Genomic DNA, 26,353 nt, shown 5'->3' on the forward strand with positions numbered 1-26,353 from the left:
TCCCAAACTTCTGACCTCTGACTTTCCGGACTCCGGACTAAAAACTCAAGACCCCGGACTTCAGACTCACGACTCCAAACGTCCAACTCCAAACTCCCTTACCCTCCCGCTCTGTTCTTAATATCATCGGCAGCTGTTTTCCGGTTTTGGTTCGACTTTAAATTCTGGTTACCAAAGCTATAACTGACATTGAACGAAGCCCTTCTACTAATGTAATTGTTCTGGACCCTTAAATTCACATTTTGATAATCCAATGTACCTTTCCAGTAATTGGTCTGAAAGATATCGTCAACATTTAACCTAAGTTTTAAAGCTTTGTTTAAGAAACTTTTCTGCACCCCCATGTTCAGGGCATTCTGATAAATAATGGTCCGTTCCAAACCACGTACCCGGGGAGAATTTAACCAGAAATTGGTTTCCAATGTCCAGTTATCCGGCAAAGTGATGGAGCTGCTGATATTAAAATTATACGATACTTTACTCAACATAAAAGGAGCACCTTCTAAATTATCATCATTAAATTTGTTGTAAAATAAACTAAAATTGTTCTGCAGGTTCCACCATTTGGTAATGGCCAAAGGAAAATATAATCCGGCTGTATAATATTGTCCGCTGCCTATATTACCCTGTCCAACCGTAACAATCCTGGTGCTATCGTTTTGTGCAGTTTTACTGTCCAAAATGAGATCTTTTGTTTTTGAATAACCCAAAGAAAATGATAATCCACTTTTATAATTATAACTCACTTCGAAATTGTTGGTAAACTGAGGCTTCAAATACGGATTGCCTTGTTGTATCGTGTAAGGATCCATGTAAAAATTAAATGGATTTAACTGCTGGTAATTGGGGCGATCTATCCGCCTGCCATACGAATAACGCAAATTACTGCTCTCCGAAATTTTCTGACTAACAAAAATCGTTGGGAACAACGATAAATAATGCTGTTTTGCCACAGTATTATTGGTTACCGATGTACCCGTAGATTGAGTGTACTCTGCCCGTAAACCTGCCTGAACTTGCCACTTGCCCAAATCCTTTGAAAAATTCGCATAAGCGGCGTTTACGTTTTCCTTATAAATAAAGTTATTGCTCTGCCCTACAATATTCTGCCATTCGTTATTGAGAAATGCCGACGACAGAAAATCGTTATTGGTTTTAACATAAGTACTTTTCAGGCCGGTTTCCAGCTTGGTAGTTTTTGATAATGGCCAGGTAAAATCGGTTTTTGCCGCATAAATATCAATCGCTGTTTTACTATCATTTTTAATGATGGTATTGTTGTAAACCACCCCTTTTTCGTCGAAAAAATTGGTGTTAAAATTTTCCAGTCCCGAATAATCAAAACCAGAGAAATCAGCATCGAAATTTAAACTCGCACCTTCCTTTTTAAAATCGTGTCTGATATTAAAATTTATGCTATAATTTTTGTTTGGCGTATTGGCATCAGAATACTGGATCAATGAATTGTTGCTTACTAAACCAGCCTGAGTTTCATTTATAAATGTTTGAGAGAAATTATCCAGTTTCCGCGTACTGCTGCTGCCATCCAGCATAATCCCGATCGTAGTTTTTTCACTGGCATAATAATCTGCACCCACTTTTGCAGCCAGGCGCGATCCGGTATATATTTTTTGAAAGTTTTGATTAAATGCACTTTGCAAACCATTGGAATTGGTATTCCTGTCTAAAAATAAATTAGAAAAATTGTTGTTTTTAGAGACATTTGCATTGGTGTAAAAATTCCACTTTTCTACGCGGTGATTTAAATTGAAGTTAAGCTCCGATCCGTAAATATTGGTAGGCAGATTAGCCCTTATTGCATTACGATAGGTTGATGAAATGCTTCCATTTGTACCAAATGCCTTATTTTTTTTCAGTTTAATATTAATAATACCCGAATTACCCGCCGCATCGTATTTGGCTGATGGATTGGTAATAATTTCAATGGTTGCAATCTGGCTACTGCTTAAGTTATTCAGATAAATAGTTAAATCAGCAGCTGATAAAAAATTGTTCTTTCCATCAATCATTACCGTTACACCTGATTTATTGTTCAATAAAACCCGTTCATTTTGCCTGTCAATCTGTACACCCGGCGCTTTTTCTAAAATTTCGAGTGCAGTACTGCCTGACGAAACAATACTGTTTTCCACATTCAGCACGGTTTTATCAATCTGGTGCTCAACAAAAGGTTTTCTACCTTGTACGCTCACTTCTTTCAATTGTTTGGTTAAGCTTTCGATGCTGATAACAGGTAATTTTAAATCTCCGTTAAGCGAAAAACGGTCGGTCTTTTTGCTTTTAAAACCGACGATCGAAACCGAAAGTATATAATCGCCACTTTTTAACTGGTCGATGTTAAACTCACCGTCTATATTGGTGGATACACTTTTGGCGACAGTGGTATCCGGATAATTCAGCACCCGGACAATGGCAAACGACACCGGGACAGTCTTTTCATCGACGATTTTCCCCGTCAGTTTATTTAATTTTTGGGCAAAAGAAGCCCCACACACCATCAGGCATGCAATTAGTGTAAATAATGTTTTCATGGTTTCTTCTTTTTAGGTAAGATCGTCATCTTGTCCGCGTCCGATCGTCATCTCGACTGGAACGTAGTGGAATGGAGAGATCTATCCCGATAGATTTCTCGACTCCGTTACACGCCGCTTGAAATAACGACCTATTTGACGTTTGAAAAGACAGGCTATTTTGAAATAATGCTGTTATTGTTCAGGTTCAATCCCCAATTCTTCTTTAACTTCCTTAATCCGGTTTGATACAGAATCCTGATAAATGGTATCCGTAAGTTTATTCTTTTGCAACAATTCTAAATCGTATAGTTCTTCTTTTAGCTTTTGTTTTTTTAAAGCTTCTTCTTTTAATTTGGCAACACATTTCAAACCATCATCGGTCATAATCCATGTACTGGAATCGTTATGATCATTTTCGCTGTCGTTACATTCCCACGTCCAGTAATTATTAACGTAACGGTAAGCATCCTGCTTTAAAATTAATCTGGTTCCCACCGGAATTTCAAGATTTAACCTTACTTCCTGGTTTCTCCAGATGGTACCCTTTCTCAATTGAAACCGCGGACTAAAAATCAGTTCAGAATCTTTCACTACATAATTGTAACTAATGTTCTGCGCATTTTGCAATGCACTTTGGAAGGTTTTGCCCTGCGATTCGTACTTCTGTGTTAAACGGCTAGTACCGGTTTCGCTTTTATTAATATCAATACGGATATGGTTCGGAGAAACAAATGGCCCGTCCTCAAAATCATCAACTACAATCTGGTGGCGGTTGTTCGCATCAATGTGGTAAGCCACACTATCTTCTTTACTGAAATATTTACTTTTATCGATATTGATGGTATAAACCGGATACGCTTTCAGGTCAGTGGTTTGTGTTAACTCTGCATGTTGTTTAAATTCTGATGAAATCTTGGCCGCCTGATAACCAGTTACCGCCACACCTGCCAGCCAGATAATCAACAGTGCGAAAGAAAATGTTTTATTGATGGCCTGTTTGTTAAAAGCAACCCTGATCGAGAATAACACCAAAGCTAAAACCGGCACAAAACATACAATAAATGCACCGAATACAATGATGCCCCTATTGCCTTCATTAACAATCGAGAAGGGAAAATATTCGTAAATACTGGCATCCCAAAATCCCTGGAAAGCGGCTATGCCGATAATCAAGGCCAGTAAAAAGAATATCCCGAGCACTACGATAAAACCTGCTATCACTTTAAAAATCACTTTTCCCGTGCCCGATATAAAACGCCCAAGCCACTCGAAAAATTCACCGATAAAAATGCCTATCCGTCCGAATATAGGCTGAGCATGTTTATTTACTTCATTTAAACGTTCCTTAACCGCCTGTAATTCTTCATCCAGATTTTTTTGGAAACCCTGAAGGTTTGCGGGTTCGCCTTTCATCTCCATTTTTTCTACCCTTGATTTTGCTTTCGGCATAATGATCCAAAGCAGGGCATATACCAATACGCCAAATCCACCAACAAAACTGATCAGCAATGTAGCCAACCTGATCCATTTTGGATCGGCATTTACATAATGCGCTATACCTGCACAAACACCTGCCACAACACGGTCATCCATATCCCGGTACAGTTTTTTCTCCGTATACTGGTATTGATAGGCATTGTTAATCACCGGTTGCTCTTCACTTTCTTCCGTCGTATCAAAATCCTGTACCCTGCCCATCTGTCCAATTACCGAATTTACATTGGCCGAATCTACCACCTGTTTTTTCTGCTCTTCCAATTGCTCGGTCAACAGTTCCGCAATCCGGTTTTCAATATCCGTTACAATTTCAAGGTCATCTGCATGATTGGCAAAATATTGTTTTACTTCATTCAGGTAGGCCTTTAAGCGTTCGTAGGCACTTTCCTCAATGTGAATAATTGTGTTTCCTATATTGATAATGATAGTCTTTTCCATTTCCTTTTTTACTAATTATGAATTGGCTCCTTTTTGTGAAATACCTACAGCATAAGCCAGCTCCTGCCAGGTTTGATCTAATTGTGATAAAATGCCCCGACCATCTTCGGTTAAGGTATAATATTTACGCGGTGGGCCCGAGGTAGATTCTACCCAGTTGTAGCTTAACAAACCATTGTTTTTAAGCCTGGTTAATAGTGGATATAATGTACCCTCAACCACCAACAGTTTTGCCGACCTCAATTCGGCAATAATATCCGAAGCATAAATTTCGCCCCGAGAGATGATTGATAAAACACAGTATTCCAGAATTCCTTTCCGCATTTGCGTTTGCGTATTTTCTGCTATCATATAACAAAGATATATGTTTTATATACTACCATGCAATACATAGTACTAAAATAAATCAAAGTAAATTATTAAATCATTGATTATCAATAATATAATTTTAAATTAAATTCTGTTTTTTAGAAATAATTCTTTAAAAGGTAAAAATTTTGATGTTTTTTTAGAAAAGCAAGGCCTTGTAATGCTTAGCTTCCTGCAGTCCTGCTATCACCTATAGTCCCGATTTAGATACCTTTTTAAATATAAAATATTCGGTAAAACCGGGAGCTATTTGGTTCTATCAGGTTTAGATTGGAGGGGGCTGGTATTACTATTTATGGTTTTGGAATAATTCCATAACGGTCCTTTGTAAATAAACCCGACAGAGCGGGTAGCCCACAGTGAAGCAAGGCGTAACGAGGACTACAAGCGATGGCGGGACTGCAGGCCCCTATGAAAAGCAGCACGCAAATTTTCAAAAATAATTAAACAGATTTCTCCAAAGCCCTTTAAACTTCCGAAGTCTGCTATCACAAAAGCCCATTGCAGACTGCGGAAGTTGGCCATAGGGATTAAACACATAAATACGATAGATTTAATATATTTTAATAATTTTGCAAAGTCTTAACTTATTTTCATGAAGAAATCTATTGCCAGCATTGTTGCCGAGGCAAACGAAAGCGGCGAAGGAACGCTTAAAAGAACCTTAGGCCCCATCAACCTGATTTTAATTGGTGTTGGCCTGACACTTGGCGCCGGTTTATTTTCCATTACGGGTTTGGCAGCAGCCAATCATTCCGGCCCTGCAGTAACCCTATCATTTGTAATTGCCGCTTTAGGGTGCGGTTTTGCGGCACTTTGTTATGCAGAATTTGCCTCCATGATTCCCGTTGCAGGCAGTGCCTATACCTATTCTTATGCCACTATGGGCGAGCTTTTCGCCTGGATTATCGGCTGGGATCTGGTATTGGAATACTCTGTAGGTTGCGCTACAGTAGCCATTAGCTGGTCGCAGTATTTAACCCGGTTTTTGGCCAGCCTACACATTTATCTTCCCCCGCAATTAACTCTATCCCCTTTCGAAACCGCGAAACTGGCAGATGGTTCTGCTGTTCACGGCATTATTAACATCCCCGCAGCATTGGTTGTGGTATTGATGACGGCTATACTCATCCGCGGCACAAAAGGCTCGGCCATTGTAAATGGAATTATTGTATTTCTTAAAGTGGGCGTAGTGTTGGTTTTTATTGCTTTAGGCTGGCAGTATATCGATCCGGCAAATTATCATCCTTATATCCCCGAAAATACAGGGACATTTGGTCAGTTTGGATGGAGTGGTGTATTGCGCGGCGCAGGACTGGTATTTTTTGTGTTTATCGGTTTTGATGCCGTTGCCGCCTCAGCACAGGAAACCAAAAACCCAGCGAGGGATTTACCGATCGGTATTATTGGTTCATTGGTGGTTTGTACGGTTTTATTTGGATTGTTCGGTCACGTAATGACAGGCCTGGCCAATTACAAAGAATTTGCCAATAGCGGTGCACCGGTAGCCATAGCCATAGAAAAAACACCCTACGCCTGGTTAAGTCAGGCCATTATTTTAGCTATCCTGATTGGCTATACTTCAGTGATCCTGATCGATTTAATGGCACAATCGCGGATGTTCTATTCCATCAGTAAAGATGGATTATTACCAAAAATGTTCTCTGATGTACATGCAAAATTTAAAACACCATATAAATCGAACATTATCCTTTGTTTATTTATCGGTTTATTCGCTGCATTTGTGCCCATGAATGTGGTAGGCGAAATGACCAGTATCGGCACCTTACTGGCCTTTTTAATGGTTTGTGTAGGTATCCTGATTTTAAGAAAAACAAACCCTGAAGCTAAACGCCCATTTAGGGTCCCTTTAGTGCCATTAATCCCGGTTTTAGGCATTTTAACCTGTATTGCGATGGTGGTATTTTTACCTTGGGAAACCTGGTTAAGGCTTGCGGTTTGGCTGGCGATCGGATTAGCCATTTACTTTGGCTATGGTAAAAAGAACAGTAAATTAAACACTGTAGAAAAACAGGCTGAAAAGCGATAATAAAACATTGCTATACACATTGGGCAATCGGGTTGTTGGATTTTCCATACAGCCCGATTGCCCTTTTTCAATCATACGCTGTATTTACAACCGCATAAATATCAATTAATTAAGAAAAAATATAAGTTATCCACAATTTAACATTTTTCTAAATTTTTGGCTTGGGATTTGCCTTAACAAAATCGACCCTATTTAAACACTATCCCATGATTATTAAATTAGACACATCAGTTTTCAGACTTTCGAGGCATAAAGCTGAAACAGTAAAAAAAGTGGCAGCACCACTTACAAGAGACCAGTGGATCACGGCTGACAGAATTGTAATGGCAGCAATGTTTATTCTCACTGTTATTGGTGCCATCTTATTTTAATTCCCGATGATTGATCAAAAATCTTCAGAAATTAACTCTTTATTGATCATCACTGCAGCCATGGTTCCAGCGGCTGTAACGATAGGCAATGACCTGAACAAGGTTGCGCAATCTCCTGCGGCATAAACGCCCATTGCAGTAGTTTGTTGCTGCTCATTTACTTTTATTGTTTTCAGATCTGTTAATTCGAATCCGAGCTGTTCACTAAAATTTACATGCTGCTCTATTTCAGGTTTAACGTAAATTGCTTTAAAGGCTATCTTTTCTCCGTTTTTAAAAACAATGTTTTCGAGCTGACCATTTTGGTGTTCCAGTTCAACAATCTCCTCTTCTAAAATGGCAATCGATTTAGATTTCAGCTTTTCGGCCTGTTCTACATTTAATTCTGATTTTCCATTGGTTAAAATGCTTAAATCTTTATTCCAAAGGTGGATGTTTTTGACCATATCGAAGGCATGATCACAGTTCATTAACAAAGCTATTTTTTCATTTTTCACTTCATATCCATGGCAGTAAGGGCAATGTATTGCAGAAATGGCCCAACATGCGGCCAATCCTTTAATACCGGGCAGCGTATCTTTTAAACCTGTGGCCAATAATAATTTGCGGGAAGTAAAATGCTGTCCATCTCCTATGCCAACACGAAATCCACCCGCTATTGGTTTGGCCGAATCGGCTTTTGCATTTAAAAATTTAACCGTTGAATATTTTAACACTTCAGCTTTTGCTGCCTTGGAAATTTCGGCTGGCCGGTCGCCATCATGCGTTAAAAAATTATGCGAATGAGGGGTTTGCCTGTTACAGGGTTTGCCGGCATCGATTATCAAAACATTCCGGGTTGAACGGCCTAAAGTTAATGCGGCAGATAAACCAGCATAGCTACCTCCAATTATAATTACATCAAAATCCATATCCTTATCATTTGATACAAAGATCTGAATTCAAATAACAAACGCAACATTGATGCATTAATTGAATGTCATTTTATTTTTTGAAAATTACCGCCTTAATGAAGTTTCCATAATACAAACGAAGTTCTAAAACCTGATAATCTGCATTCAGAAAGTAAGGATTCATGTCGATCAGGTGATTGGCCTCTACAATTCCCAGTAATTTAAAAAAGCTGTACATCGATTTGAGCAACAGCCATTTCCACCAGTTCCCATTATTTTTGTTTAGCGAAAAATCGACTAAAAACCATAGACCATCTTTTTTTAGTGATGCATTTAAAAGGTTAAATACTTTTGCGGCACGTTGCTCAGCAAAATTATCGAAAAGAAATGGTGTTAAAACCACATCAAATACGGTATCTGTGCTAAAATCCTCAATGCCCAGATTCACAAATTCGACCTGGTTATTTTTAAAGTCCCGTTTTTGAGAAAGTGCAATCATTTTAGCTGATATTTCTACATAAACAATTTTTAGTCCATTGGGATATATTTTGGTAATTTCTTCCAAAATCGATCCTGTGCCACCACCCACAATTAAAACGGAACTATCTTTTGGAATATACTGAAGTTGATTGACCTGTGCATTAACCTGCGATTTAAAAAATACCAATCGACTTAAGGTATCGTAATGATTGGCTATTTTATCGTAGTTATTGTTCATGGTATCAGGTGTTAAGTATTCAGTATCAGGTATTGAGTATTGAGTATCAAGTATAAAGACATACCTCTCAAGTGTAATATACACTTTGGTCTTTACTCTTTTGTCTTTTCAGCTTAATGCACAAACTGCATTCCTATCATCCCACATATTGCCTTAAACAAAATCAATCCATCAATTACCATCAGATAATAGAGGATATTTTTTCTCCTGTGCATAGAATAGGCCACGTAAATGGTTAATATAAACGGCAGAACATTAAATAAAACCTGCGGTATCCCGAAGCCTTTGTAACTGGCGAATATGCCCAGCGAAATTAAACCGATAATTAACAGCGGAATCAAAATATTAAAAATGGTTCTACGCAAACCATAACGCACCACAAAAGTGCGCAAGTGTTTATTCGCATCTGTAGGGTAATCTTTAATATCGAAAATGATTGCGTTTACAGTACAGAACATCCAGTTTTTAATAAACAGCCAGGTCCACAGCACGGAATCATGATAGCCTACCCCTGTTTCAATTTTAAGCATAATTAATGGCAGCACATTGGCACAACAGGCCCAAACAAAACCAATAACGAAGGCTTTAAACCACCCGGTATTGCGCAGATTGAATTTCAAGAAAGATTTAGGCAATAAACCGTAGTACAAACCTGCTGCAACAATGACAATTACTATAGCCACCCAATAACTGAGCGGAAGTGCCAGAATATGCTGAAAGTTTTGGTACAGCAGATTAATAGCCAACAGCATGCAAGAAATAAAAAGCACCGCCTGACTCCAGTTGATAAATTTCCTATGCTTGAAATACCATTGATTACGGAGATTGGTGGTGGATGGTGCAGTAGAAACTTTATTATAGGCGTAGGTATAATAAATGGTTGGTGCCACAAATAATAACAGGTAATAATTGAGGGAGTTAAAAGGCAGCCTTAATTGCAGGGTGGCTTCGAGGGTAAGGGCTACTGCCAAAATTCCTACAAAGTAGTTTCCAAAGAAAATAAACCTGATTATTTTACCGAGCATTTACCGCTGTTTTTCGTCAGGCAATTTCGGATATATAATTGAATAAGGTAAATAATTATGAAGATTAAAATAATTGCAAAGCAGTTATGCAATCTTAAAACCAAAAAGAAAACAATTTTAATAATCTATCACATTAGTTCTTAAATTTATAATTCAAAAAATGATTACAATGGAAGATTCAAAAAACTCAACTTCAGGTACCGATACCATACCAAAGGTGACAGGAATTGGTGGTATTTTCTTTTTCTCGGATCATCCGAAGGAAACTAAAGACTGGTATGCTAAAAATTTAGGAGTCGAAATCAATGCATGGGGTGCTGTAAGTTTTGATTCCCGGAATATCAACAATCCTGACGAGGTGGAATCACTTCAATGGAGTCCATTTAAAAAAGGGGATGAATACTTTTCGCCTTCAAAAAAGGAATTTATGATTAATTACCGCGTTCAAAACCTTGAAGCGCTATTAGAAAAACTAAAAGAAAATGGTGTAACGATACTCGATGAAATTGCCACTTATGACTATGGAAAGTTTGTTCATATTATGGATGCAGAAGGTAATAAGATTGAGTTATGGGAACCTAAATAATTACTCTACTATCTTTGTCATCCTGAGGGGTAATTTATGGTATAAAAATCAATATAAAAGACAGATCTTTTTGGCAAAATGGTAGGCTGCGCGAGATCGTCATTCCCAACTCGATTGGGAATCGTAATGCAAGCGCTTTGAGATTCCAGCCTGCGCGGGAATGACGGCCGTGTTAATGGATTCTGTCTATGGTAGCGCAGCGAAGGATCTTTACGAAATAAACTATCATAGTTTATGTTAATCTAATCCTTTGAGATATACTCCAAGTCAAGATAACTTTTAATTTAGATGAAAGATTCTTCACTGCGTTCAGAATGACAGCACAAAAAAGCCTTCCAGTTTCATGAAAGGCTTCGGTGGGAAATGATCCCGATTCCAATCGGGACGACCCTTTGCATAAAGGTGATCCCTAAACCAGATGAGTTAACTTCACTAATAGCAAAAAAGCCTCTCAATAAATTGAAAGGCTTTAAATGGTGGGAAATGATCCCGATTCCAATCGGGACGACCCTCGGCATAAAGGTGATCCCTAAACCAGATGAGTTAATTTCACTAATAGCAAAAAAGCCTCTCAATAAATTGAAAGGCTTTAAATGGTGGGAAATGATCCCGATTCCAATCGGGACGACCCTCGGCATAAAGGTGATCCCTAAACCAGATGAGTTAATTTCACTAATAGCAAAAAAGCCTCTCAATAAATTGAAAGGCTTTAAATGGTGGGAAATGATCCCGATTCCAATCGGGACGACCCTCGGCATAAAGGTGATCCCTAAACCAGATGAGTTAATTTCACTAATAGCAAAAAAGCCTCTCAATAAATTGAAAGGCTTTAAATGGTGGGAAATGATCCCGATTCCAATCGGGACGACCCTCGGCATAAAGGTGATCCCTAAACCAGATGAGTTAATTTCACTAATAGCAAAAAAGCCTCTCAATAAATTGAAAGGCTTTAAATGGTGGGAAATGATCCCGATTCCAATCGGGACGACCCTCGGCATAAAGGTGATCCCTAAACCAGATGAGTTAATTTCACTAATAGCAAAAAAGCCTCTCAATAAATTGAAAGGCTTTAAATGGTGGGAAATGATCCCGATTCCAATCGGGACGACCCTCGGCATAAAGGTGATCCCTAAACCAGATGAGTTAACTTCACTAATAGCAAAAAAGCCTCTCAATAAATTGAAAGGCTTTAAATGGTGGGAAATGATCCCGATTCCAATCGGGACGACCCTCGGCATAAAGGTGATCCCTAAACCAGATGAGTTAACTTCACTAATAGCAAAAAAGCCTCTCAATAAATTGAAAGGCTTTAAATGGTGGGAAATGATCCCGATTCCAATCGGGACGACCCTCGGCATAAAGGTGATCCCTAAACAGATGAGTTAATTTCACTAATAGCAAAAAAGCCTCTCAATAAATTGAAAGGCTTTAAATGGTGGGAAATGAGGGGTTCGAACCCCCGACCCCCTCGGTGTAAACGAGGTGCTCTGAACCAGCTGAGCTAATTTCCCTTTTCAGGTGCATGTCAAAGTTTGATAAAAAAGCCTTCCAGAATACTGAAAGGCTTAGTGGGAAATGAGGGGTTCGAACCCCCGACCCCCTCGGTGTAAACGAGGTGCTCTGAACCAGCTGAGCTAATTTCCCTTTGATAATTTTGTCAAACTTTAATGCCCCATCCTCCGTTTGGGAATGCAAATATAGCGCTATAAAACTGTTCTGCAAATCTTTTTTTCTTTTTTTTCAACTTAATAAAATTTCGAGGATTTTATGCGATTGCACCACCCCAAAAGAGGCTGTATGTAAGGTATAGAAAACCAATATCTTATCTAACAAAAAGCGCCGCTGGGTATTGCTTAACTTTATTTCAGAAATTTTTTCGAGCGGTGAATCAAATAACGAAATAAAACCTGTCGCATCATCTAATTGAAGATAATTGGAGTGAACCGGCAACCGTGAAGTAAATTCCCCTTCCTGGAGATCAAAGTAAATCTGATCGTTCCTTCTTTTTCCGTTAGGAGAAAAGCCTAAAAACCTCGTAAGTTTTAATAAAAAGGATAAATGAAAATTTGGGTTTATCTCTTCCACTTCGTCAAACCAGGCTATTGAATTGAAAATGTAATCGAATAAACTTTCATCAGCCGATTGCTGTCGGATACTTTTATACAGCACCTCATTTAAAAAAATAACGATGCTGGTTTTAATCATATCATAAGGGATACTTTTAAAAACAGGCGTTTGCCGAACTTCCGATATCCGTTGAATATTGGTATTTGTTTTATGATAAACCACCATATCCAACAAATGTAGCGACTGCAACATGTTCATTTTAATCCTGGCCTTTGGTTTTTTAACCCCATTGATCAGGTAAGATTGCATGCCGAATTTATCGGTAAGCACCTGTACTACCACACTGCTTTCGCTATAATTTGTAGTCTTTAAAACAATGCCTCTAACTTTGTGCAACATCCGGTTAAAACAATTTTTTCAAAAGTATGTTATTTGTGCAAATTTAATTGTGCGAAAAGTAATCAGGTTTTACAAATAAGATTAGTTTTGCCTTTAATATTATTAAAACTAAGCTGCACATGTGGGTTAAGCTATCGAGATTTATTCTTCAGAATCGTATCGCAATCATCGTATTTTTCGTGTTAGGAACAATTTTCATGGCTTATCAGGCCAAAAATGTAAAACTCTCCTATACCGGAAGCAAAATCCTGCCAGTTACCGATAGCGCATTTGTAAAATACAATGCTTTTAAAAAGACTTTTGGTGAAGATGGGAGTGTAATGGTGGTGGGGATACAATCGCCCGATATTTTTAAAAAAGAAGTATACAACCAATGGGTTCAGCTTTCTAATGATATTCAGAAATTAAAGGGTATTAAACAGGTCTTATCTTCAGGACGCATTTTTCAACTCGAAAAAGATACTGTAAATCAAAAATTTGTTTTAAAACCGCTTCCTGGCGGTTTGGTTAAAACTGACACCGAAATGGATTCGATCAGGAATACCATTTATAGCAACCCGTTTTTCGAAGGGCTGGTTTACAACCGTCAGAATGCTACTTTAATGGCCATTACTTTCGATACCAAAATCTTAAATACTGCCGAACGTAATCCTATTTTAAAAGAAATTGAGGCAAAGGCAAAAGCTTTCCAGGCTTCTACCAAAATTAAGGTGCATATTTCCGGTTTGCCATATATCCGTACGGCAGTAAGTAAATTGGTGAGTAACGAATTCGTATTGTTTCTGGGCTTATCGATCCTGGTTTCGGCCCTGATCTTATTGTTTTTCTTTAAAAAGTTCTATGCCGTATTCTTCCCTATTTTAGTGGTGGTAATGGGCGTAATCTGGAGCATCGGTACTTTGGTATTATTCGGATTCGAACTGACTATTTTAACAGGATTAATTCCACCACTGATTGTAATTATTGGTATTCCAAACAGTATTTTATTGCTGAACAAATACCAGAATGAACTTCGCAAACATGGTGACAAACAGAAAGCGCTAAGCATTACCATTGAAAGGATTGCCATTACCACTCTAATTGCAAACATTACCGCAGCCATTGGTTTTGGTGTGCTTTATTTTACCGGAAGTGAGCTATTGATGCAGTTTGGTAGTGTGGCCTCTATCAATGTGATGGTTACCTGGTTAATGTGTTTATGTTTAATCCCGATTATCTTCAGCTATTTACCCGCACCAAAACTTAAACCACAAACCCATATTGATGAAGGTTTTCTGCATAAATTATTGGTTAAAACCGATACCCTTGTTCAGCATAAAAGTGGCTTGATTTGTATCGGAACGATTATTATATCGATTATTGCTTTTATCGGAGTAATGAAAATCAACGTTAACGGATATGTGGTTGATGATCTTCCGAAAAACTCTGAAATTTTAACCGATCTTAAATTTTTTGAGAAAAATTTTGAGGGAATTTTACCTTTAGAGGTAAGTGTGGATACCAAGAAAAAGAACGGCGTTTTCAATTTAACCAACCTGAAAAGAATGGAAAAACTGGAAAAAATGATTTCGGCTTATCCTGAATTTTCTCGCTCCATTTCTGTAAATATGGGATTGAAATATGCTACTCAGGCTTTTTACAATAACGATTCAACTTTTTTCCGTTTACCGGATAACTTAGAAAAGAATTTTATTTTAGCGTACATCGCCAACGGCGGAAAAGGAAATGCAAGTCTGTTGACGAACTTTATCAGCAAAGGGAATCAAAGCACCAGGATCAGCTTCCAGATGGCTGATGTGGGCTCGAAACGGTTGGATGCGATTATGGCTGAGCTAAAACCGCGTATTGACAGCATTTTGCCTCCATCCAAATTTGATGTAGAATTGACCGGATCAAGTATCATATTTTCGAAAGGAACAGATTACATGTTAAGGCATTTGGTGGAGAGTATTGCACTTGCCATTGTATTAATATCGCTTTTAAGGTTGGCGCAGTTTAAGAGCTTGGGGATTATGTTTATTTCCCTGCTTCCGAACATTGTTCCTTTAATTATTACGGCAGGAATTATGGGCTATTTCGGCATTTCGTTAAAACCATCAACCATTTTAATTTTCACCATTGCCTTTGGTCTGGCATCCGATCAGACGATTTATTTCCTTACACGTTATCAGCAGGAATTAAATTTAACCAATTTCAGTGTACCCAAAGTAATTACGGATACCATTACTGAAACCGGTGTAAGTATGACGCACATCGCCCTAATTTTATTCTTTGGTTTTGGGATTTTCACAGCTTCTACCTTCGGAGGTACAGTAGTACTGGGTTTACTTTTATCAATAACTTTATTGGTGGCTTTAATTTTCAATTTAACGTTATTGCCTGCACTGGTTTTATGGTTAGACAAAAAGAAAGTAAGAAAAGTAGTTTCTGATGAGGAATCGGCGAAAAATGCTGGTGAGTTTGACCATTAAGATCAGTTAGGAGTTGGGCGTTTGGAGACTGGATTTTTGGGAGCCTAAATTAACACGATATTATTATGAGGCTGTCTCAAAAAATAAAAACAAGACAGCCTTCTCGGAATTTAATTTGGCAGAATACCAAAAATGGTCAGACTCGAATGTAAAAAGGGCAATTTTCAATTTAGAAAATTGCCCTTTTTGGTCTTATTAAAGATTTGAGACAAATTTTAATTTTGCACAAACTTTTGAAAAAGAGACTTTTGAGACAGCCTCATTTTATAAAATCACAATTCCAACATTCCAACCTATCCAACCAGTATATCTCGAATCCTTAAAGGTAAAATCCCGATGTTTTTCCTGTAAAAGGCCAAATTCTCCGATTTTAGTGTTTTGCCTGGTGTAATACACATTAACCGATGGACCACCCTGAATGGCCAGCCATTTATTTAACCTGATGTTTATCGGCAGTTCAAATTTATTTAATAGGTTCAGGTAATCCCAACTGCCCTGATATACATATTGACTGCTGATTTCAGGGTTTAATGAAACACTACGAAACAGTTTCATTTCCTTTCCAAAGCCTAGTCCGCCGGTATATATTTTATCTGCTGACTTTTTGTTTGTGCCGAACATCAGCATATTATATAAACGTTTACTTCCAGCTTTATAAGCCACATTATAATTAGTGCTTTCATTCGTAACAAAGCTAAATTTATGATAGCCTTTTAAAGCTACATTTATCAAACCGATGGAATAACCATCATTTTTATTCGAAACATTTAATACTCCTAATTGAACACCTTTCAAATTATTCGCATAATTAATTGACCCAACCTGCAGTCCACTGGCAGTTTTTGAAGTAAAATTGGCGAGTACAGCAAGATTTAATCCACTTGTTTCCTGGTCGATATTAGCAATTCCACCAATCTGTATTCCGCTGGTTCTGCCTTTTACGATGTTCCCACCAACTCCAATCTGAACTCCTTTAGTATCTTGACCAACCACATTAAATGCTCCTGTTTGCCAGCCTTTTAAGGTTCTGCCGATTGTATTAAGGCCAACAGAAAATTGTGCCCCCTTAAAATTGTTTTTAACGTTATTATATATACCTCCTATTTGTAAGCCTTCAAAATCCTTACTAACATCGTTGTGAGCTAACGCAATCTGCATGGCATTTACATTACCATTTACGTGATTAAAAAAACCTGCAATTTGAATTCCACGAACATTTCCTCCAACTAGATTAAAACCTCCTGCAAACTGAAAATACTGGACATCACTTTTATCAATGTTGAAGCCAAAACCAATTTCCGCACCATCTACGCCCGCACTATAAGCGCCGATTACATTAAGTGAAAATTTGTTCACCACCTGTCCGCTTAGTGAGCCATGAGAGTTTAATTTTGGAATCAGTGAAAACTGGAAAGGCGCTTTAGAAATAAAACCACCGATATTAATCGACTGGATTTTTTGTTGCGCTGTAACCAAGGCATTGCCCAGCCAGGTATTTTCTACAATATCCAAATTTTCACTGATAAATCGCTCAGTCGGGCTTTCCTTTTTATTGGTTATGTTTACCTCGGCCAAAAAATGGGTAATGATAGATTTGTAATTTTCTTTGCTCACGGTGAGCGATATGGGTTGTGTAATGTTTTTCAAACGTATTGAGAAGTAACCATTCCCATCGGATATTTCGGAAACCAGCAAGGTTTTTTCATAAATACTGGCATCCTGGATCGGTTTATTGGTCTGTTTATCCACCACTTGTCCGGAAATGGTGTAAAGTTCTGGATTACCAATTGATTCGTTGACCAGTAGAACCAGTTCGAGCGGAGCATACCTGATGATCACAAAATTACCCGATTGGCGGTATTCGAACCGATGGCTTAGTAATTTATCCAGGGCCTCAGCAATGTTCAGGTTATTTTCGTGAATACTCACCAAACTATCAAGCGGCAATATATTGCTGTTATAAGAAAATCTGAAGCCACCTTTCTCTTCAATTGCAGCCAGAACCAAACTTAATTTCTGCCGTTCTATATTGAGAGAAATATTTCTGGATAAAGTAGATTGTGCTTTTACCAGAGAACAGGAAATGAGGAAAAAAATAGCGGTAATTTTGAGCGCACGCATAGGTATTATTTAAGTTTAATCACATTCTGCCCATACTCCACTTTTATTTTAAAAGTTTCGGCTATTACATTCAGGATTTCTTTAAGCGATTCGTTTTTAAAAGTAGTACTGATCGGGAGTGCCTTTAAAGATGGATCCACGATTACGATATTGCTTTTAAATTTTTCATTGAGTACAGCAACCAGGTCAGCCAGCGGTGTTCCATCGCAAACCAACTCATTTGTATAATAGTAATTGTACAATTTGCCCTGATTTTCACCTTTGGTAAAATGCACCTGACTTTGGTTAATTTCTACTTTTTCCCCGGCAGTTAAACGCACACTATCTTTTTGGTTATTCACCTTAACTATACCACTTTCTACAATTACGATGGTTCCTTTTTCATCGCCTTTTACATTAAATGCCGTTCCTACAACAGTTACCTGAACATCGTTAATGCTGATGATAAAAGGTTTCGATTTATCGGCACTCACTTTAAAAAATGCTTCCCCTTTTAATTTTACAGCCCGGGTTTTATTAAAAAAACCACCGATAAAGGATATAGAAGACTGTTTATTCAGTATCGCGGTAGAACCATCAGGCAAAAGCTGGGTTAGTGTATTTAAGCCACTGCTCACGCTTAATTTATTGCCGACTAAATTGTTGTAAAAGAATAAACCCGCACTAAAAATGATGGCAACAACCGCCACCCAACGTAAAACGAATGGATAATTAATTGATTTTTTCTCGCGCTGCAAACGGATGTTTAACCGCTCCAAAGCCTGGTGCTCGTCTATAGAGTGGTCGATCTGAAGTTTGCTTTTCTCCAGTATCGTCCTGAAATCCTCCAGCTGTTTATGGTGATCCGGATTGGATGATGCCCAGGCTTCAACCTGCTCGCATTCGGGCATATTAGCCTCTCCAAGCAGGTATTTTGCCAGCAAATCATCGTTAATATTTGTATAGTTTTTATCCATAAGCTTATTTCAATAATATAAAAACGAGGATCAGGAAATCGACCACCTTAAGGCGTAAAATTTTTAAAGCTTTCCCCATCTGGTTTTCTACCGTTTTGATCGAAATATTTAGTGCGTCGGCAATTTCCTGATATTTCATCTGGTCGAACCTGCTCAACTGAAATACATTCCGGCACTTCTCAGGTAGTTCGTTTATCGCCGAATGGATATTTTTTTCCAGTTCTGTTGCCATAATCTCTGTATTTAAGTTACCTGTATCGTTTTTCACCGTATCGGCATAATGGATGTTAAAATTTGACCTCACTTTTTGATGTTTGAGGTAGTTTAAACTTTCGTTATGTACTGATCGGTAAAGAAAAGATTTTAAAAAACCATCTTCTTTAAGCTGATCCCTTTTTGTCCAGATGCGCACAAAAACATTTTGAACAATCTCTTCAGCATCATCTTTTTCTCTGATTATGGTAAAAGCGTATGCATGCAGACTTTTGAAATGTTTTAAAAACACTTCGTCGAAAGCCTGTTTATTACCGCTTTTAATTAATCCGATAAGATGGGTATCGTTACTTTCCAAGCTTGTTATAATGTTTTCGTTTTTACCACAGATGCGCACAGATAAACAAAGATGCGGGTTGCCCCATTTAATAATTATTCAAACAGTCTTCGACTACGCGCTCAGACTGACCAATAGTTTACTTAAACCAACCAGTTTTAAACAAAAAATTTATCTGTGTTTATCCTTTTTATCCGTGGTTAATATTTTACGCTATGCTGCTAAAATCGATTTCAATTTACGCCTAATTATAATTTCTTTTAAAAAGCCTGGTATAATTTTATCCAGCAACACCAAAATGCGATTCGCAAAACCCGGTATAATTTCTTTTTTTCCTTTCAACATACCATCCATTGCTGTTTTGGCTACATAATCAGCTTCTAAAATAGTCGCTTTGGCAAAACCTTTAAGTTCATTGTTCATTACCAATAATTCTGGTTTGGTGTTAATGCCACCAGGACTGAGTAAACTAATATGCACATTTGTACCGCTTAACTCTAGCTGTAAACAACGGGTAAAATAACCTATAAACGACTTAGTTGCCCCATAAACCTGTTTTTTAGGAACGATAAAGTGACCACCTAAACTCCCCACGTTTAAAATATAACTTGCTGCGTTTTTATCGATATGGTTTAAAAACAAACGGGTAAGCAGCACGGTATTCGTAATGTTAAGATCAATCTGTGTCCGGTAAAAATCTACATTTTTATCTTCAAACCAACTCCAGTTTCCCAAACCTGCGTTATTAATCAAAACGTTGACCTCAATTTTCCGTTCCTTTAGTTTTTCAAATATTTCGATTGCTGCATCGTTTTTGGTCAAATCGAGCTCAATGCACAAAACTTTGCTGTTAAAATTTACACGAAGATAATTTGCCAAATGCTCTAAGCCACTGTTAGGTAGCGAAACCAATACCAGCCCTAGACTGCGTTTGGCCGATTCAATGGCGAAAGATTTGCCCAAACCCTCACTTGCCCCTGTAATTAGTGCTGTTAACTGTCTCATTTTATATCTTTTTAATATCGTCCTCGTTTGTAACGAGGACGGTTGAGGACTACATTTGCAATGTGGATTATAGAGTTATCAAAAGTCGATACAATCGACATTCTCCTGCATCCTCGTTGCAAACGAGAACAATAATCTTAATCTAATTAGATTTAAAGTGATTAATGGTTTTCCCCAAACCCACCGCAAAAGGCGTAATCCTGTAATTTAGTTCGGTAATGGCTTTGTTGCTTGAGTATTGCTGATTGCACCTTAACCTATCTGCAAATTCTGGCAGGAAAAACGGCGTAAGGTTAAACAGCCTTGTTTTGATCGACTCCAGCAAACTATAAGCTTTAATAATGTTAACCGGGATTTTATATAAAATCCGCTGTTTACCTGTTAGCTGCTTTAAAGTATTGAAAAAGCCGTTAAATGAGATATCAGTTCCACCTAAAATATACCGTTCGCCGTTTCTTCCATTTTGCATAGCGGCGATATGCCCATCTACCACATCATCAACAAAAGCATAATTGGCTATTGATTTTCCATCACCTGGAATAAAATGCCAGGTACCGTTAATGTAGCCTGTAACCATTTTACTCACCGTATTGCTATCGGTAATTGGTCCGTCACCGTATACCCTCGATGGATTTACAATCACCACTTCCAGTCCCTTTTTTACAAATTCTCTTACCTCCAGCTCGGCCAGGTATTTTGTGCGTTCGTAACTGATCGGGAAACCAACCGCCCGGGGGTCGTTCTCCGAAACCGGCAAATTTAAAGTTGGTCCCCATACCCCACAGGTTGAAGTATGCACTACCCGCCCGACTCCCAGTTTTAAAGCACAACTGAGTACATTTCTGGTTCCGATTACATTTACATCGTAAAAATCCTGCTCATTTTTACACCACATTTTGGCCATGGCAGCGGTATGGTAAACCTGGTAACAATCTTCCATTGCATGTTCTAAACTTACAAGGTCCAAAATATCACCTTTTACAAGCCGGATGTTTCTATGTTGAATCAAAAATGGATGTTTTATATTTCGGCAAAGTGCAATCACCTCGAAACCCATTTCTGCCAGGGCAAAACTTAATTTTCGACCGATAAAGCCCGACGCTCCGGTAACCAAAACCTTTAGGTATTTATTTGCTACTACTTCCATATTAAACCCTTTCCATCCGGATGGTGTACAATGAATGATTTACGACCACCAGTTTACAGATCCCGTTTTCGAAATGGTAATCGTTATAGTTACCGTCGGGAAGATTGATTCTATACTGATGTGCACCATTTTTTTGAATGGGAATAAAACATTGAAAGTTATCGGAATAAATTTCCGGGATATTTACAGGCTCTTTCGCATATAAAAGCATCATATTATAACTGATTGGCTGGTTGAGCGTACTGGTTTTATTGCCGGTTTTAATTTGATAGGCATTATTGATCAAGTTTGTTTTCTTAACTTCTTTGGCGCTGCCATTTACAACCCTGTTTACGTTTGAAGTAAGCAGTTTGCCATTTTTGAAATGGGCAACATCTTCCGTTTCAACATCTATTTTGAAAACAAAACGGGCTTGTACTTTCGAAGTTATTTTTAGATAAATATTATCGCCATCGTCTTTTTGCTGAAAATATAGCTGACCGATTACTTCGCCATTGCGCTTGATGTTAAATTTACTTTGCTGCGCAAAAGCCGATGAAAATGAACAGATAAGAAAGAGCACCGAAGCAACACTTTTTGGATTGATTGAGCTTTTAGACGAGAATGTTTTGTAGGTTTTTGGAGCAAGATATTTCTTACAGAGCCAAATAATTAATGCAGGAATCATAATATCTCTATTTGTTAATTTAGAGCTATTACAACTCACAAGAGATTTACCCCTATGTAGATTTTATTTTTTTTGAAAATATTTAATGCCTTTGAAAAAGAGTCATCTATTTCTTACACAGACCCAAGTTATCTAAACCTGATGGTAGCGATCCCGATTTTTCATCGGGACAAGCGTACAGCAGGACGAACATTAAAATGATGACAGGCCTTGCTTTCCAAAAACCTTTTTTAAAACCATATAAGACATTTAAGAACACGTAAGCTCAAAGAGGCCTAGCTAGCGATGTAAAGAAAGCCTCCCTAATTCTTACACAGACCCAAGTTATCTAAACCTTATGGTAGCGATCCCGATTTTTCATCGGGACAAGCGTACAGCAGGATGAACATTAAAATGATTACAGGCCTTGCTTTCCAAAACCTCTCCCTATGCAAGTTAGTGGTTAAACGCAGAAACTATGCATCCCTCTCCTCGAGGAGAGGGACCGAACAGACAGATGATAAAGCAAAAAGCGTAGATAGGGTGAGGTCTATTCAGTCGCTGGCTTTTTATCCTCTTCATCTACCGGAACTTCCACCGTTGGATCGGTAATGATTTCGGCATTGCCATCGTTATCTTTTTTAGCGAATAAAATTGGATATAACAACCACAATGCACCAATGATAATGAGTACGCCGGCCAGCATTTGGAAATAGATACTTCCTTTTACTTCGTAAGCATCTAAAATTTTATAGGCAATAAAAGAAAGTAGGCCAGCTACCAGTACGAAAACGGCTTTCTGCAATTTTAACAGCTTGATCATGGATTCTTTCTTTTTAGTGTTACAATATGGATTAAAACAATGATGAGCCCAATTAGTTCGAGCAGGCCGCAGAAATAAAATGCATAAAGCACAAAATCACGGTTAGATGGATTGATAACCGCAACAATTGGCAAAGCAATTACAGCTACAATCATCAGTGTAAGCCCGATATTAAATAATTTCACGTTAAAAGTATTTACATCAAAACTACCAAAATTCAGTCAATTCTGTTAACTTTGCAACCTTAATTTTTTGAGGTACTTGATTGATGTATAGCGAATTTAAACAACTGGAACTTGCCAAAATAGGGCAGGAAATATTAGATTTTTGGAAAAAAGAAAACATCTTTGAAAAAAGCATTTCTTCGCGTCCTAAATCTAATCCGTTTACTTTTTACGAAGGCCCACCGTCTGCCAATGGCATGCCGGGGATCCACCATGTAATGGCGCGTGCAATTAAAGATATTTTTTGCCGCTATAAAACAATTAAGGGTTATCAGGTTAAAAGAAAAGCTGGTTGGGATACGCATGGCCTGCCGGTTGAGCTTGGAACCGAAAAGGAACTAGGAATTACTAAAGAAGATATTGGTAAAACTATTTCTATTGAAGATTATAATGAAGCTTGCAAAAAAACAGTAATGCGCTACACTGATGTGTGGAACGACTTGACTGAAAAAATGGGCTATTGGGTAGATATGGATGATCCATACATTACCTATAAGTCGAAATACATGGAATCAGTGTGGTGGCTTTTAAAGCAGATTTATGATAAAGGATTAATCTACAAAGGTTATACTATCCAACCCTATTCGCCTAAAGCCGGAACAGGATTGAGTTCGCATGAGGTCAATCAGCCTGGCGCTTACCGGGATGTTACAGATACAACGATTGTTGCTCAATTTAAGGCGATAACAAATACGTTACCATCTTTTTTACAAGCATTTGGAGATATTTACCTGATGGCATGGACCACTACACCATGGACTTTACCATCAAACACTGCTTTAACGGTTGGGCCAAAAATCGACTATGTTTTAATCAAAACGTTTAACCAATATACATTCTTGCCGACAAATGTAATTCTGGCAAAAAACCTGGTTGGCAAGCAGTTTAGTAAAATTTTCTTTGAAAGCAATGAAGTTGAAGATTTTACAAATTTTAAAACTGGCGATAAAAAAATCCCCTATCAAATACTTGCGGAATGCAAAGGAAGTGAGTTGGTTGGCATTAGATATGAACAACTTTTAACTTACGCATTGCCATACCAAAATTCTGAAAATGCATTTAGGGTAATTTCAGGAGATTTTGTAACTACAGAAGATGGTACTGGTATTGTGCATACCGCCCCTACTTTTGGTGCAGATGATGCTAAAGTAGCTAAAGAAGCTACTCCTGAAGTACCGCCAATGCTGGTATTAGACGAAAATGATACCCCTGTTCCATTAGTAGATTTACAGGGTAAATTTACCAAACATGTTGGCCCTTTTGCAGGCAAATATGTAAAGAACGAATATTACAACGCTGGCGAAGCACCTGAAAAATCGGTTGATGTAGAAATCGCCATTTTATTAAAGGAAGAAAATAAAGCTTTTAAAGTAGAAAAATATGTTCACAGTTACCCACACAGCTGGAGAACTGATGAACCACTTTTGTATTATCCTTTAGATTCGTGGTTTATTAAAGTTACAGATGTTAAAGACAGAATGTTCGACCTTAATGAAACCATTAACTGGAAACCAAAATCGACTGGCGAAGGTCGTTTTGGAAACTGGCTAAAAAACGCTAACGACTGGAATTTATCACGTTCGAGATATTGGGGAATTCCTTTGCCAATCTGGAGAACTGAAGATAAAAAAGAAGAAGTGTTAATTGGCTCTGTCGAGGAACTTTATAATGCCATTGAAAAATCTATAGCAGCTGGTTTCCAGAAAGAAAATCCTTTTAAGGGATTCGAAATCGGGAACATGTCTGAAGAGAACTATGATTTGATCGATTTACATAAAAATGTGGTCGACAAAATTGTTTTAGTATCTCCATCAGGTAAACCGATGAGTCGCGAAAGTGATTTAATTGATGTTTGGTTTGACTCTGGTGCTATGCCTTATGCCCAGTGGCACTACCCTTTTGAAAACAAAGAAACAATCGATGGAAATGAAGATTTTCCAGCAGATTTTATTGCCGAAGGTGTAGACCAAACCCGTGGCTGGTTTTATACCCTACATGCAATCTCTACATTAGTTTTTGATAAAGTAGCGTACAAGAATGTAGTTTCAAATGGACTTGTACTAGACAAAAACGGACAAAAAATGTCTAAACGTTTAGGCAATGCTGCTGATCCATTCCAAACTATAAACGAATATGGTGCTGATGCAACGCGTTGGTACATGATTTCGAATGCAAATCCCTGGGATAATCTGAAATTTGACATTGATGGAATTGCTGAAGTTCGCCGTAAATTCTTCGGAACGCTTTACAATACCTATGCTTTCTTTGCCCTGTATGCCAATATCGATAAATTCGAGATCGATAAAAACAATTTAAGCAAAGTGGAAGACAGAACGGAATTAGACCGTTGGATTTTATCGTTGTTGCAAACCTTAATTAACGAAGTTGATGAAAGTTATAACACATACGAGCCAACGAAAGCAACCCGTGCTATTCAGGCTTTTGTTGATGAACATTTGAGTAACTGGTACATCAGGTTAAGTCGCCGTCGTTTCTGGAAAGGCGAAATGACCGATGATAAACGTGCAGCTTACGAAACATTATATACCTGTTTAGAAACCTTAGCACAGTTAATGAGTCCTGTTGCGCCTTTCTTCGCTGATTGGTTATATAGAAACTTAACTGTTACCGATGCATACGCAGAGCAGTCTGTTCACTTAACTTTATGGAAAGAGGCTGACCAGAGTTTGATTGATACCGATTTGAATGAGCGTATGGTTTACGCACAGGATATTTCATCAATGGTTTTATCATTACGTAAAAAATCGGGCATCAATGTGCGTCAACCACTTGAGAAAATCTTAATCCCATCGTTAAGTGGCGATTTCGAACAAAAAATATCAAAGGTTGCGGATTATATCCTTTCTGAAACGAATGTGAAACATATCGAGTTCATTACCGATACACATGGTATCGTAAAGAAAAAGCTTAAACCGAACTTCAAATCGTTGGGTAAAAAGGTTGGAAAAGACATGAGCCTCGTTAAACAGGCTTTAGAAAATTCAAATCAGGATGATATCCAGCGTTTAGAAAATGACGGTTTCATTATCGTAATTGGAAGCAACGGAGAAGAATTTACCATTAATTTAAATGACGATGTAGAAGTTTTTGCCGAAGATATTCCGGGATGGCAGGTAACCAATCTGGGCAGCCTAACGGTTGCTTTGGATGTGACCATTTCGGAAGAATTAAAGCAAGAAGGTATTTCGCGCGAACTGGTTAACCGCATCCAGAATTTACGAAAAGAATTAAACTTTGAAGTAACCGACAGGATTAAAGTTTCGTTACAAAATGATAATTTGGTAGCTCATGCAGTTGCTAAAAACAAGGACTATATTTGCGCGGAAATATTGGCCGATGAATTTGAATTAACAGATACTGTAAATAATGCAAACAAAATCGTTATCGACGATGTTGAGTTAAGCATTTCAGTAACTAAAATATAAATCCATATATTAGAAAA

General features: G+C 38.0%; 21 protein-coding genes and 2 tRNA genes. 6 read left to right on the forward strand and 17 right to left on the reverse strand.

Annotated features, from left to right (window positions below; translation table 11 throughout):
- Positions 1 to 98 precede the first annotated feature (98 nt).
- The 3 genes from FFJ24_RS17940 to FFJ24_RS17950 all read right to left on the reverse strand — a co-directional run bounded on the left by FFJ24_RS17940 (position 99) and on the right by FFJ24_RS17950 (position 4,820).
- Positions 99 to 2,552: an outer membrane beta-barrel family protein gene (locus FFJ24_RS17940; RefSeq protein ID WP_138818488.1), complete on the reverse strand. Its 2,454-nt coding sequence runs from the start codon at positions 2,550 to 2,552 to the stop codon at positions 99 to 101.
- A gap of 174 nt (positions 2,553 to 2,726) precedes the next feature.
- A complete protein-coding gene (locus FFJ24_RS17945; RefSeq protein WP_138818490.1) occupies positions 2,727 to 4,469 on the reverse strand; it encodes a PspC domain-containing protein in 1,743 nt (580 codons plus the stop codon).
- A 15-nt stretch (positions 4,470 to 4,484) separates the two neighbouring features.
- Complete coding sequence (locus tag FFJ24_RS17950; RefSeq protein WP_025145298.1) at positions 4,485 to 4,820, reverse strand: PadR family transcriptional regulator; 336 nt, start codon at positions 4,818 to 4,820, stop codon at positions 4,485 to 4,487.
- A gap of 613 nt (positions 4,821 to 5,433) precedes the next feature.
- Here FFJ24_RS17950 and FFJ24_RS17955 point away from each other — a divergent pair.
- Positions 5,434 to 6,888 (forward strand): amino acid permease, encoded by a 1,455-nt coding sequence (locus FFJ24_RS17955; RefSeq protein WP_138818492.1) that lies wholly within the window; start codon positions 5,434 to 5,436, stop codon positions 6,886 to 6,888.
- Positions 6,889 to 7,094: 206 nt separating this feature from the next.
- A complete protein-coding gene (locus FFJ24_RS26155; RefSeq protein ID WP_168202501.1) occupies positions 7,095 to 7,259 on the forward strand; it encodes a hypothetical protein in 165 nt (54 codons plus the stop codon).
- A gap of 14 nt (positions 7,260 to 7,273) precedes the next feature.
- Here the strand turns inward: FFJ24_RS26155 and FFJ24_RS17960 are convergent, their stop codons facing one another.
- The 3 genes from FFJ24_RS17960 to FFJ24_RS17970 form a co-directional block, all read right to left on the reverse strand.
- A complete protein-coding gene (locus FFJ24_RS17960) occupies positions 7,274 to 8,170 on the reverse strand; it encodes an NAD(P)/FAD-dependent oxidoreductase (protein ID WP_138818494.1) in 897 nt (298 codons plus the stop codon).
- A gap of 73 nt (positions 8,171 to 8,243) precedes the next feature.
- Entirely contained in the window at positions 8,244 to 8,870 is a 627-nt protein-coding gene (locus FFJ24_RS17965; protein ID WP_138818495.1) for a class I SAM-dependent methyltransferase, read from the reverse strand.
- Positions 8,871 to 8,983: 113 nt separating this feature from the next.
- The gene (locus FFJ24_RS17970) at positions 8,984 to 9,895 is read right to left on the reverse strand and encodes a hypothetical protein (RefSeq protein ID WP_138818497.1); all 912 of its coding nucleotides are present in this window, start codon (positions 9,893 to 9,895) and stop codon (positions 8,984 to 8,986) included.
- A gap of 169 nt (positions 9,896 to 10,064) precedes the next feature.
- On the opposite strand from FFJ24_RS17970, the gene FFJ24_RS17975 reads away from it, so the two are divergent.
- Both FFJ24_RS17975 and FFJ24_RS17980 read left to right on the forward strand, forming a co-directional pair.
- Positions 10,065 to 10,481 (forward strand): VOC family protein, encoded by a 417-nt coding sequence (locus FFJ24_RS17975; protein ID WP_138818499.1) that lies wholly within the window; start codon positions 10,065 to 10,067, stop codon positions 10,479 to 10,481.
- A gap of 459 nt (positions 10,482 to 10,940) precedes the next feature.
- Positions 10,941 to 11,867 (forward strand): hypothetical protein, encoded by a 927-nt coding sequence (locus tag FFJ24_RS17980; protein ID WP_145315349.1) that lies wholly within the window; start codon positions 10,941 to 10,943, stop codon positions 11,865 to 11,867.
- Positions 11,868 to 11,914: 47 nt separating this feature from the next.
- Here FFJ24_RS17980 and FFJ24_RS17985 read toward each other — a convergent pair.
- The 3 genes from FFJ24_RS17985 to recO form a co-directional block, all read right to left on the reverse strand.
- Positions 11,915 to 11,992: transfer RNA gene (locus tag FFJ24_RS17985), tRNA-Val, on the reverse strand.
- A gap of 58 nt (positions 11,993 to 12,050) precedes the next feature.
- Positions 12,051 to 12,125 (reverse strand) — tRNA-Val (locus tag FFJ24_RS17990).
- A 96-nt stretch (positions 12,126 to 12,221) separates the two neighbouring features.
- On the reverse strand, positions 12,222 to 12,947 hold the full coding sequence (gene recO / locus FFJ24_RS17995; RefSeq protein WP_138818502.1) for a DNA repair protein RecO: 726 nt from the start codon (positions 12,945 to 12,947) through the stop codon (positions 12,222 to 12,224).
- A 119-nt stretch (positions 12,948 to 13,066) separates the two neighbouring features.
- On the opposite strand from recO, the gene FFJ24_RS18000 reads away from it, so the two are divergent.
- Positions 13,067 to 15,418: an RND family transporter gene (locus tag FFJ24_RS18000; RefSeq protein ID WP_246862648.1), complete on the forward strand. Its 2,352-nt coding sequence runs from the start codon at positions 13,067 to 13,069 to the stop codon at positions 15,416 to 15,418.
- Positions 15,419 to 15,682: 264 nt separating this feature from the next.
- On the opposite strand, the gene FFJ24_RS18005 is transcribed toward FFJ24_RS18000, so the two are convergent.
- From FFJ24_RS18005 to FFJ24_RS18040, 8 genes are all read right to left on the reverse strand, one after another.
- Positions 15,683 to 17,539 (reverse strand): STN and carboxypeptidase regulatory-like domain-containing protein, encoded by a 1,857-nt coding sequence (locus FFJ24_RS18005; protein WP_138818504.1) that lies wholly within the window; start codon positions 17,537 to 17,539, stop codon positions 15,683 to 15,685.
- A gap of 5 nt (positions 17,540 to 17,544) precedes the next feature.
- Positions 17,545 to 18,495, reverse strand: a complete 951-nt coding sequence (locus FFJ24_RS18010; protein WP_138818506.1) for a FecR domain-containing protein — start codon at positions 18,493 to 18,495, stop codon at positions 17,545 to 17,547.
- Between the two features lie 4 nt (positions 18,496 to 18,499).
- Positions 18,500 to 19,066, reverse strand: a complete 567-nt coding sequence (locus FFJ24_RS18015) for an RNA polymerase sigma-70 factor (protein WP_246862649.1) — start codon at positions 19,064 to 19,066, stop codon at positions 18,500 to 18,502.
- A 192-nt stretch (positions 19,067 to 19,258) separates the two neighbouring features.
- Positions 19,259 to 20,050 (reverse strand): SDR family oxidoreductase, encoded by a 792-nt coding sequence (locus tag FFJ24_RS18020; RefSeq protein WP_138818508.1) that lies wholly within the window; start codon positions 20,048 to 20,050, stop codon positions 19,259 to 19,261.
- A 142-nt stretch (positions 20,051 to 20,192) separates the two neighbouring features.
- Positions 20,193 to 21,197 (reverse strand): NAD-dependent epimerase/dehydratase family protein, encoded by a 1,005-nt coding sequence (locus FFJ24_RS18025; RefSeq protein ID WP_138818509.1) that lies wholly within the window; start codon positions 21,195 to 21,197, stop codon positions 20,193 to 20,195.
- Between the two features lies 1 nt (position 21,198).
- Positions 21,199 to 21,864 (reverse strand): DUF6134 family protein, encoded by a 666-nt coding sequence (locus FFJ24_RS18030; protein WP_138818511.1) that lies wholly within the window; start codon positions 21,862 to 21,864, stop codon positions 21,199 to 21,201.
- Positions 21,865 to 22,393: 529 nt separating this feature from the next.
- A complete protein-coding gene (locus tag FFJ24_RS18035; protein WP_138818513.1) occupies positions 22,394 to 22,666 on the reverse strand; it encodes an isoleucyl-tRNA synthetase in 273 nt (90 codons plus the stop codon).
- Positions 22,663 to 22,851 carry a hypothetical protein gene (locus FFJ24_RS18040; protein ID WP_138818515.1) on the reverse strand — a complete coding sequence of 63 codons (189 nt, stop codon included), beginning with the start codon at positions 22,849 to 22,851 and terminating at the stop codon, positions 22,663 to 22,665. The genes FFJ24_RS18035 and FFJ24_RS18040 overlap by 4 nt, the downstream gene beginning before the upstream one ends.
- Positions 22,852 to 22,934: 83 nt before the next feature.
- Here FFJ24_RS18040 and ileS point away from each other — a divergent pair, with 83 nt between their 5' ends.
- Positions 22,935 to 26,336 carry an isoleucine--tRNA ligase gene (ileS, locus tag FFJ24_RS18045; protein ID WP_138818517.1) on the forward strand — a complete coding sequence of 1,134 codons (3,402 nt, stop codon included), beginning with the start codon at positions 22,935 to 22,937 and terminating at the stop codon, positions 26,334 to 26,336.
- Positions 26,337 to 26,353 lie beyond the last annotated feature (17 nt).

Source organism: Pedobacter sp. KBS0701, assembly GCF_005938645.2.
Classification (GTDB): Bacteria; Bacteroidota; Bacteroidia; order Sphingobacteriales; family Sphingobacteriaceae; genus Pedobacter.

Bases quoted from the DNA above. Each gene is read 5' to 3' on its own strand.
- FFJ24_RS17970 (WP_138818497.1), bottom strand. From the start codon at position 9,895: ATGCTCGGTAAAATAATCAGGTTTATTTTCTTTGGAAACTACTTTGTA.
- FFJ24_RS18005 (WP_138818504.1), bottom strand. From the start codon at position 17,539: ATGCGTGCGCTCAAAATTACCGCTATTTTTTTCCTCATTTCCTGTTCT.
- FFJ24_RS26155 (WP_168202501.1), top strand. From the start codon at position 7,095: ATGATTATTAAATTAGACACATCAGTTTTCAGACTTTCGAGGCATAAA.
- FFJ24_RS18010 (WP_138818506.1), bottom strand. From the start codon at position 18,495: ATGGATAAAAACTATACAAATATTAACGATGATTTGCTGGCAAAATAC.
- FFJ24_RS17945 (WP_138818490.1), bottom strand. From the start codon at position 4,469: ATGGAAAAGACTATCATTATCAATATAGGAAACACAATTATTCACATT.
- FFJ24_RS17950 (WP_025145298.1), bottom strand. From the start codon at position 4,820: ATGATAGCAGAAAATACGCAAACGCAAATGCGGAAAGGAATTCTGGAA.
- FFJ24_RS17960 (WP_138818494.1), bottom strand. From the start codon at position 8,170: ATGGATTTTGATGTAATTATAATTGGAGGTAGCTATGCTGGTTTATCT.
- FFJ24_RS18025 (WP_138818509.1), bottom strand. From the start codon at position 21,197: ATGGAAGTAGTAGCAAATAAATACCTAAAGGTTTTGGTTACCGGAGCG.
- FFJ24_RS18000 (WP_246862648.1), top strand. From the start codon at position 13,067: ATGTGGGTTAAGCTATCGAGATTTATTCTTCAGAATCGTATCGCAATC.
- FFJ24_RS17955 (WP_138818492.1), top strand. From the start codon at position 5,434: ATGAAGAAATCTATTGCCAGCATTGTTGCCGAGGCAAACGAAAGCGGC.
- FFJ24_RS17975 (WP_138818499.1), top strand. From the start codon at position 10,065: ATGGAAGATTCAAAAAACTCAACTTCAGGTACCGATACCATACCAAAG.
- FFJ24_RS17965 (WP_138818495.1), bottom strand. From the start codon at position 8,870: ATGAACAATAACTACGATAAAATAGCCAATCATTACGATACCTTAAGT.
- FFJ24_RS17940 (WP_138818488.1), bottom strand. From the start codon at position 2,552: ATGAAAACATTATTTACACTAATTGCATGCCTGATGGTGTGTGGGGCT.
- recO (WP_138818502.1), bottom strand. From the start codon at position 12,947: ATGTTGCACAAAGTTAGAGGCATTGTTTTAAAGACTACAAATTATAGC.
- FFJ24_RS18020 (WP_138818508.1), bottom strand. From the start codon at position 20,050: ATGAGACAGTTAACAGCACTAATTACAGGGGCAAGTGAGGGTTTGGGC.
- FFJ24_RS18035 (WP_138818513.1), bottom strand. From the start codon at position 22,666: ATGATCAAGCTGTTAAAATTGCAGAAAGCCGTTTTCGTACTGGTAGCT.
- ileS (WP_138818517.1), top strand. From the start codon at position 22,935: ATGTATAGCGAATTTAAACAACTGGAACTTGCCAAAATAGGGCAGGAA.
- FFJ24_RS18030 (WP_138818511.1), bottom strand. From the start codon at position 21,864: ATGATTCCTGCATTAATTATTTGGCTCTGTAAGAAATATCTTGCTCCA.